The following is a 9,451-nucleotide window of genomic DNA, read 5'->3' on the forward strand; positions in this document are numbered from 1 at the left end:
AATGCAATCATGTATTAAAACGCCTGTCCCATGCTGAAATACAGCTTACCCGATGGCTCGCCCTTTCGAGGGTCGGGATTGAAGCCATAATCAAGCCGTGCCAGACCGAGCGGCGTGTTGAGCCTCAGTCCAGCACCCGCCGCTGTTCGGATATCGCTCAGGCTGAAATCTCCGGGATTCATCCAGATATTTCCCGCTTCGGCAAAAAGTGCGCCGCCGATCCGTTTATAGAGACTGTGTCGCACCTCGATAATATTAAAGACCACCTTGAGCCTGCCTCCGAGCGGCACCCTTTTTTCATCGAGCGGACCGACCTTCTGATAATCGAACGCTCGCAGAGAATTCGGGCCTCCGGCATAATAACGCTCCTGAAGGGGTATCGACTGGAACTGGCTCCCCGCCTCCATCCATCCGACATCAAGCGCCGAACCGACAACCGTGCTTTTTCCGAGATGACCGAAGTATTTCAACCGAAAATCCGAACGAACGAACCTGTCAACGCCGCTCGAATAGAATCCGCCGACTTCAGTACTCAACTCGGCATACATTCCCTTTGTGGTATTGAATAAATTGTCCCTGAAATCCCGAACGAGCGAGAGCTTCAAACTCCTGATATTGACATCCTTTTCTTTCGGAACAACACTGAGTTTGATATTGCTTATCTTGGTGTATTCCTGACGGTATGCGAGTGTCATGGTTTCGTTTTTCGAAATCGTCCGTCCGATGGCCACTTTCCCGCCGTTCCGATTGAGATTGTATCCCGGCTCTTCCTGTAACTCTATAAACGTGTTGACATCGGTCCGCCATGATGTACCAATCGTCCTCGGCTCGGTAAACGATCCTTCGAGACTGCGGGTGATAAAGCTCATTTTCCCGGCGAGACCGAGTTTACGGGCTTTTCCGCCGACATTGTTATTGTAGACTTCCACTTTTCCGCGAGCTCTGTCGATCGAACCATACCCGAGCGCGACATTGAACTCACCGTTCATGTTTTCCCGCAGATCAATTCTGATATCTTTTATGGTCGAATCACCGCCTGCCGATGGCTCCGGACGGATATAAACGCTCTGGAACAACCCGGTCGTATACATGTTGTACTGAGATTCCCGGATGAGGGTATAGTTTATTATTTCACCGGATCGGATTTTCAATTCCCTCATCAACACGTTCGATTTCGTTTTACCGAGCCCGTTTATATGAATCTCCCCGACTCTGAACTGCTGTTTTTCCTGTATGTTAAAATCAATAAGAGCCCGTTGGGTCTCCGAATCGATCCGCACATCGGGCTTCACATCGGCATCGATGTATCCGCTGTCGGCATACAGTGTAGCGAGGGCAAGCGTGGCATCCTCTATATTGCTCCGTTTGAAGACATCACCGCTCCGAACATTGATTTTCCTAAGCAGGATGTCATCGTTCAAACCGCTATTGCCCAACACACTTACACCTTCAACATGGGTAATTTCGCCCTCGTAAATCTCCATACGGATGTGTGCATGACGCCTGGCTTCGTCGATAATAACCTGATGGTCGGTTATCCGGGCATCGAGATATCCCTGCTGATGATAAAACAGCTCCAGATTTTTAAGATCGTCATCGAATATTTCCGGGTAATAATAGGCGGGATTCAGGAACGATGACGACCGTGATACCATCACCTTTTCCAGACGGCGGTCGCTGAAAACATGATTTCCTTCGATGGTAACGGATTTTATTTTTATTTTCTTTTTCTGAGCGGAATATGCAATATCCGCCCCGAAGAAAAGGGATATACAAAGTCCGTATATTATTGTCCGCCATACTGTTTTCATTTGAATCTCAACCTGTACTTGATATCCAGTCCCGACCGCCCGCTTTGATCGGTCTGTCCCTCGATCGAGAAGTATTTCGATAACAGATAATCGAGCCTGATACTCTGCTCGTTCGTGTGACCGACCATCGTCGTATAGGTAACTCGCATCCTGTTCGAGAGTTTTTCCGAGGCAAAAAGCTGCGGCCCGGAAGATTTGCCGATGTTAAACAGATTCCCCTCTATCGATATGTCTTCAAGGCCGAAAATATTCCCGAGTCTGCGGCTCACATAACCCGATATTTTTCTGCTGGAGAGCGCTTCGGTTCGTTCTTTGAGTACATCGTTGATCGAGACATCGCTTTCGCCCGATTTTCTGCTCGTCAACCGATCACGTGTTGCACCCAGAGTAAGCAGAGAAAGAATATCGGGTTTATCGAGCACAGGATCGGATGTAAGATCGACAATCGCACGGTCAAGGGGGCCGTTTATCGCGAGTGTGACAACATATGGGATTTTTTCAAGCGTCTGATAGGTTTTGATGGTTGATTGAGCGCTGATATCCACCACAGGATTTATTCGATTGGGATCGACAAAATCGACAATTCCCCGTTTGACATCAAATTTCCTGTCCAGATAGAGCACATACCCGTCATTCACCGCCAACCGTCCGGTTACATTCGGACGCTCAAGATTTCCGACAAATGCCAGCTCCGAATGCAGCCGCAGCCGGGCAAGGTTATTATCCACCCACATATTGTCGCTGTCCTGTACCTGTATATTGAGCCGTATGCGCTGCGCCAATGGATTCGATTCCTGCGGCGGCCTTTCGGTTTTCTGGGCAAAAGACAGTATATCCCTGGGGCCGAAACCATATTGCAGACGGCTTTCTCCCAGAATAACCGTACCATCCACAAGGTAATTCTCATTCTGTTTGCTGCACGTCAATTGACCGGATTTGATTGTCAGAATATACTCTTTAGGACGGTTTATTTTCAGATTGTTCACCGAGGCTTTAAGGTCGAGCGATTCGATTTCTCTCTTACGATACATCATGTTCCCGCCGGCTCTGATCGATCCTCCGTTCAACAGAATGGACAGGGAATCCAGAAAGACACTGTTGTTTTCTATACGTATCTGAAGATTCCCCTGAGTAAACATTTCCCTGACCATGGAAGGTTTGAATGCCAGTCCATGAACGGTGAGAGTTCCGCCTATGACCGGATCGGCATACAATCCCTCGACATGCATCGTTGAAACAAGGATTCCTTTCAGCTGTTCAAGTCCCGGAGTAAACGCCTGCAGCATCGAAAGATCGAAATCTTTGACATTCATGGAAAGCTGGAGCCCATCTCTCCATATCGTTCCGCTCCCGTTCATTACATCAAAACCGGAAACGGTCAGGTTCATCTGTGTCCGGTAGTGTTCCCAGTCACCGGTTACAACCGTGCCCTGTAAGCTGAAGGGCAGTTCGTTCACTATCCCATCCGCAGAATCGATAAAGAGCGCCGAATCACGGAATGAAGCGGCAATTCTGATATTTTTGACCGGAGGTGTTTTCGGATTGAGACGGAGTTCGGTATCAATAATATCAAGCGTTCCCCTGATGTGGGGTTTTTCCAGCAGACCGTCACACTCCAGTTTATAGGCGCTGCTGCCCTGAAAATACACTTCGGGAGGTAAAATGAGTTTGAGCAGCTGGACAGTGATGTTTCTCCCCTCGGCGAAGCATCGGACAGAACTTTGCCCCGAAACCGTATAATCACCCGTTGCCGATTTTACCAGCCCGATTTCGCCGTGCGCCCATGTCCGCTGCTTATTTACAAAAGCTTCAAGGGTGTCGGCATACAGCACGCCATGAGATATCCGTAAATTTCCTCTGACGGAATCCAAAGAGAGCTGCTCATACGCAGGCGAGTCGATGAAAAAATCGAGAGAAGCAAGGGGTTCGGCAGAGTCACCCTCGAACGCAAGCTCGAACTGTGCCTTCCCGTCTAAATCCGGCAAACCGGGGTAAAGCTTCGTGATGTCTCCCATATCGAGCCCTTCGCCGCGGGCATCCACTTTCATATGGTCTCTGCGGGAAAGATCAAAATTCACATTCATCATCCCGGTCGGCATAAATCCCTTATATATATCGCCTGCCGCAGATTCGACGGACGGGACAGTCCCGCCCCGTTCACTTGGGTTACCGAGGCGTTTCAGGAAAGCCAGATCGAGCGTCCCCTGTGTGGAATCGATCTTATAATCTCCTGTTAACCGTACCAGCACCGAATCACGTTCGAGTTCAAGCGAATGCAGGTGTACGCTGTGGTCACTCACCGACAACCGTACCTCACCGCTGTCAAACTGTAAACGCTCGAATCCTGGCCGGAACAACCGGGCATTGATCTCTCCAGCGAGGTTCTCTATCGGGCCGTTCAGATGGGCTTCATACGAAACACCGCCTCGCATGTCGCTCAAATACTGAGGAAGACGGAGCGAATCAACCGTGGTAAGCGCGCCTGTCATGACAATCCGGTTCATTGCGATCCGCCCCCGTGTCCGTGCAATGCTGCCGCTCAAATCATCAACGGGGTACTGTTTGTAACGGATCGTTTTCCCCCGTAAATCCGCGGTGAAATCCGGATTATCGATATTTCCCGAAACAGTGCCTGTCACATCGGCCGATCCCTGAAGATCGGGAATATCGACCAGCCCGGCCAGCGGTTCCAGGTTGACAATATGCGCTGAAAACGTTCCGTCCAGAGTGCTGTCGCCCACCGTTACCACTGCCTTGATTACGGAATCCGACTGGCGGAGTTCGGTCGTCACACGCCGGTTTCTGATCGATATATCTGAACTGATATCGGCGACGGGAACGGAACGATACGTGAGTTTCTCGATATCCACCCCGGCGGAAACAATGAGGTCCTCCACCGCAAGCAAGGGACCGTCCGTTTCTACCTTTCCGCTGATGACACCCTCAAACGGCGATTTCTCATGGTACATACGGCGCCAGAGATCGGCGAGTCTGGCACCTTTCACCGACAGCGTCAAATGCTGGGAACGTTTTTCATCAAGCAGAACCAGGCCGTTACCCGACAGGCTCCCCCCCATCATGTCCAGAGCAATCTCATCGACCGCAATACTGTCGGCATTCACCCTTCCTGATACCGCTCCTTTTCGTATCGACCAGTCGCCGGCACGAACATCCGTAAAACCGGCCTTAAGAGAAATATTCGGCTTTTTTACAGGCCCCTGAAATCCGACGCCGATATCGAACATGCCGGTACATGGAGTCAATTGGGACGGAATACTGTTTCGAAAAACCTCCATGAAGATATCGGGATTGCCCCGCAGACGGAGCTCTCCCTCAAGAAGCGGGGATGCGTCGCCGAAGAGTACAGCCGCATCCCCGGCTACTTCGATACCCGGAAGCTGAAACGAGAGATGTTCGATATTCAATTCATTGTCGTTCAGCAATCCCCGTATGGCGAGCCCATCCACGGTAACCGGCGTCTCACGGTATACGAACTCTCCCGATCCCGCCTGTACATGAAAACGGTGACCTTCGGACACCCCCTGCACGGAAACCGAAATACCCCTGAAATTTCCCGCAAGCGGTATCATGAGGTCATGGTAGTTCACGGAAGCGTTTTTTACTATGACATTTCCGAGGCGAACATGTATTGCCGGGGGTTTTCCAGAAGAACCGGGCTTTGGGCCTCCTCCGGTTTCGGGCAGATTGTACACGCCGGTGCTGTCCCTCCGTACCGATACAGAGAGGCTGTCGACAAGAATCGATTCAAGCGTGAACTCTCCTGTCAAAATATGCCAGAGCCGGTAATCGATACGGGCATATGGTATGGTCACGAGAGCCGTTTTATCGGCGCCCTGCAAGGGAACGGCTTCGGCATTCCAGACCTGTACACGCGAAACGAGGTTTGTTTCAAGCGTGCCGATACGAACGTGCAATCCCAGCGCCTTGCCTGCCTGACGTTCGATAATGGCGCGGAGGTAGTTTTCACCGGAAGCGGATGTCAGAAACAGCACTGCAAGTACAACTGCACCGCACACGACGGTAACGACAACTCCGGCACTGAGCATTATTATAAGCAGATATCTTGATTTTCTTACCGGATTCATTTTCTGTAGATACCTTTTTACCGATTATTTCCCTGAAATGTTCCATCCCGGAGAAACCAGATGACCAGTTCGGCAGTTTCGGGACGGTGATGGATTTCCACATGATTGAAGGGCAGAACAATTAACTCCTTCATGCCACTGAACGGAACGGAGTCAACCGGAACGCGGCCGTCATTCTCTCCTGTGATAAACCTTCCGAGGAAGAGACCGGAGCCGTTGCCCGCGATCGCTCCCATCTCGGGCGGGGGCGAATTGAGCGGCGGCGGAATCTCAACTCTGCCGGGCTGGAACGAACGGCATGGTTTGAATATCCACATGAACGGCTTGCAGTAACGGTCAGCGAGGGCGGCAAGCTCGGTGCCGTTGTTCGGGGTGCCGATCAGGATACACCGCCCGAGGCCGGGTACATCGTTTCTCGACAGAAAAAGCCGTATAATGAGGCCTCCCATGCTGTGACCAACAAAATGAACCCGGTCATACTGCCCGTTGAGCTCCCGAAACTCCTCCTCAAATTTTAAGGTACACGTTTCGAGCGAGCCGAACGCGGTCGGAAGCGTGGGACAGAACACGTGATATCCCCGTGATTCCAGAAACGTTTGTAAAGGATACATATCGCGTTTTGTTCTGCAAAACCCGTGAATCAGCACCACCAGTTCGTTCTCCGGCTCAGCGATGGTGAGAAAGCCCGGCTGTGAATCCGGGGGTGATTGTGTGTTATACGCCGGGCTGACAGAGCCGGAAGATGTCTGAGGGCCGGAAACACCGTACACTGCGGATAAAGTGACAATTAAACAGATCGAAACAAGCGCGGCGATACCATGAATACGCCGTGCCGCAAACCGGACAACTTTTACTTCGGATTTTTTCATGGCGGGTCTTTCCCGGCGGATTTTAACTGTCAGTGAGCGGGAAATTATCTTACGGGCTTTCAGAGCAATCCCATAGTGGTGAGAATTATCCGCAGTTTTTCACGTTTGTCTTCAGAGAGAGGACCGACCGGCCGCCTGCACGGTCCCGATGGAAGCCCCTGAAGCATCATCGCTTCCTTGACGATCACCGGGAAGGTGCCCTGCGAAAAGAATTCCCTCAAGGGTATGAGACGGTTCTGATACGCCCTGGCGGCTTCATGATTTCCCGCGGAGAATTCGTTGTAAATACCAAGCACGATGTCTATGGCGGCATTTGCAGTCGCCGCAACCGTGCCGTCACACCCCCCGCACAAGGCAGGATAGATGATCTGGTCACGGCCGATGAAAACCCTGAAGTAGTCGGGGCAGAGCCGTTTATATCCGAGGGTCATTCCCAGATCGCCGCTTGAATCCTTGATACCGGCGAGGTTTGGGGAGTATTCGCAGATTCGCGCAACCGTTTCGGGCAGGATGTTGAGGTGCGTTCTCCACGGGTTGTTATAGATAACCATGGGGATATCGACCGCATCGAGCACATCGCAGTAGTGACGGTACATCTCGTCCTGGCCGGGAGATATATAGTACGGGGTAATAATGGTTGCCGCACTGGCGCCCGCTTCTTTCGCCGCGCGGGTCATCTCTATCGTTGCACGGGTAGTAAGCGCAGCGGTTCCCATGAGGACCGGAACACGTCCGTTGACCGTTTCAAGACAGATGTCGAGAAGCCGCAGCTTTTCATCCTTTGTCAGCGCATGCCCCTCACCCTGCCCTCCGCAGGCAAATATGCCATGGGCGCCGTGATCGACAAGGTAATTGAGAATTGCCCGGAATCCTTCCTCGTCGATGTTTTCATGTGAATCGAAAACGGTGACAACCGGAACGATAACACCCTTTAAAAATGAATACATACTGATTTTTCCTCCTTCAACCGGTAAAGACTATGAAGAATAGAATCGAATGGCCTCTTTATAGTCACTGATTTGTGCTGCCTGTCGCCATAACCATGAAAGAACGTTCGGCCTGCCTGCCCGTGACAATGTCAGTGACACGCAATACCCACCGTCCCGGGGGGTCATCCGGAGATATATAGATGGTCGATTTCGCATCACCGAATACTGCTTCGATGGTGGAGGCAAGGAACGGTTTCAGACTCCCGTCGGGGGCGACTGCCTCGACACGGAGTGCATGACGGCACGGTTTCGTGTTGTTTCTTCCGGTAATAATGGTCACCGAAAAGTCGACCGTGTTTCCGACAACGACAACCGGGTTGTTGATTTTCATATCAAGCCCCACAAGCCGGTACGGCATGAATGCAAACAGTTCGGCTTTTCCGGTTTGCACGTTCACCGGAATTTTTGATCCCGTGCCGAGATACTCGCGGGTACGGACATTGTATATAAAGCCCGGGGATTTAATCCGCGTCAGGTCGAGGAAATACCCGCTGACGGAATCACCTGTCTCCATGAGAGCGGGATTTCTGAGAAGCCCGATATAGATTGCATCGAAATCCTTGAAAACCGAAATATTCATGCCGTTCTCCATTACCCCCTTTGAGTCACGGACAGAAATAACCGGCGTGTATAAACCGCCGGAAGAAAGGCACCAGGATATGACATCCCGGTAAGCCGCTCTTTGACGCCCGGAATTCATCAGCTCGTAACGGCCCATGTCCATGTTGAGGAAAATACCGCAGCCGCTGCCGTACCGGTTGAAAATAACAGCCGGTGTATTCCCTACGGAAGCAAAAACAAAGACATCTTTCCCCGTTTTAACGGTGGGATCACTGCGGCAATTATCAAATGTGATCTGTGCGGGGATTTTCCCCCGGATTTTCTGCGAAACAAACGTTCCCGATACAGTTGGGGTTTTTCTTTCGGTGCCCTGAGTAATATCGAACACGGTATCGAGCACTCCTGTGTCGCGCATGACGAGATGGTCGTCCATGACACCGGGACGTAAATCGGCAATAACGGTGCCGCCGCGCTTTACGAATTTTTTGATGTAATCCGCCGTCTCGTCGGACATTGCCTGAATAAAAGGCAGGACAAGAACCTTGATGTTCTGCTCGATAAGCCAACTGTCGGTCACCTGGTCCTCGGCGACGAACACCGGATTATAACCGGCCTCCCTGAATGCAAGGTAAAACGACCGCACCGACGATGACATCATGTGTATATTGTCGAATCCGTGTTGCGACACCGAGGCGGCAGAAGGGTGTGTCTCGGGGTCGGCGGATGTCCATGCCGCAAACTTGGATACCGGGCTGTAGAGTATACCGATATGATCCGTATGAAGGGTGCTTCCGCCGAGGAGAATGTCGATACCCCCCATGATTTCACGCGCTTCTTCCGCAACCGCCGAAAACGCTGGAGAAAGCGTGTTTTGCGGAGTAAGGGCAGCATCGACACCGCCGTATGTTTTTTTCCACCAGACACTGTTCATCCGCAGAAAAAGGCTCTCCCAGGGCGCCGAGCGGAGCAGCTCGTCGCTGCCCCTGCTCGATGCATCGCCGTTTACCGAAAGCCCCGTTATCGACCCAGGAATCGCAAAGGACGCTACCGCCGCGGACACGGAACAGTCGCCGGGTAGTCCATAGCCCTCATCCTGTGGAGTAACAGCCAGAGAT

5 protein-coding genes are annotated in these 9,451 nt (G+C 51.6%); all 5 read right to left on the reverse strand.

What is annotated here, in order from left to right; genetic code table 11:
* Positions 1–14: 14 nt before the first annotated feature.
* Positions 15–1,811, reverse strand: a complete 1,797-nt coding sequence (gene bamA / locus LLG96_06630; protein ID MCE5249880.1) for an outer membrane protein assembly factor BamA — start codon at positions 1,809–1,811, stop codon at positions 15–17.
* Complete coding sequence (locus tag LLG96_06635; protein MCE5249881.1) at positions 1,808–5,878, reverse strand: translocation/assembly module TamB domain-containing protein; 4,071 nt, start codon at positions 5,876–5,878, stop codon at positions 1,808–1,810. The genes bamA and LLG96_06635 overlap by 4 nt, the downstream gene beginning before the upstream one ends.
* A 56-nt stretch (positions 5,879–5,934) precedes the next feature.
* Positions 5,935–6,786 carry an alpha/beta fold hydrolase gene (locus LLG96_06640; protein ID MCE5249882.1) on the reverse strand — a complete coding sequence of 284 codons (852 nt, stop codon included), beginning with the start codon at positions 6,784–6,786 and terminating at the stop codon, positions 5,935–5,937.
* 59 nt (positions 6,787–6,845) lie between these two features.
* The gene (dapA, locus tag LLG96_06645; GenBank protein ID MCE5249883.1) at positions 6,846–7,733 is read right to left on the reverse strand and encodes a 4-hydroxy-tetrahydrodipicolinate synthase; all 888 of its coding nucleotides are present in this window, start codon (positions 7,731–7,733) and stop codon (positions 6,846–6,848) included.
* 64 nt (positions 7,734–7,797) lie between these two features.
* The coding region (locus tag LLG96_06650; protein ID MCE5249884.1) for a beta-galactosidase trimerization domain-containing protein at positions 7,798–9,451 on the reverse strand (1,654 nt) is incomplete at its 5' end.

The sequence above is a fragment of the bacterium genome (assembly GCA_021372535.1).
Classification (GTDB): domain Bacteria; phylum Latescibacterota; class Latescibacteria; order Latescibacterales; family Latescibacteraceae; genus JAFGMP01.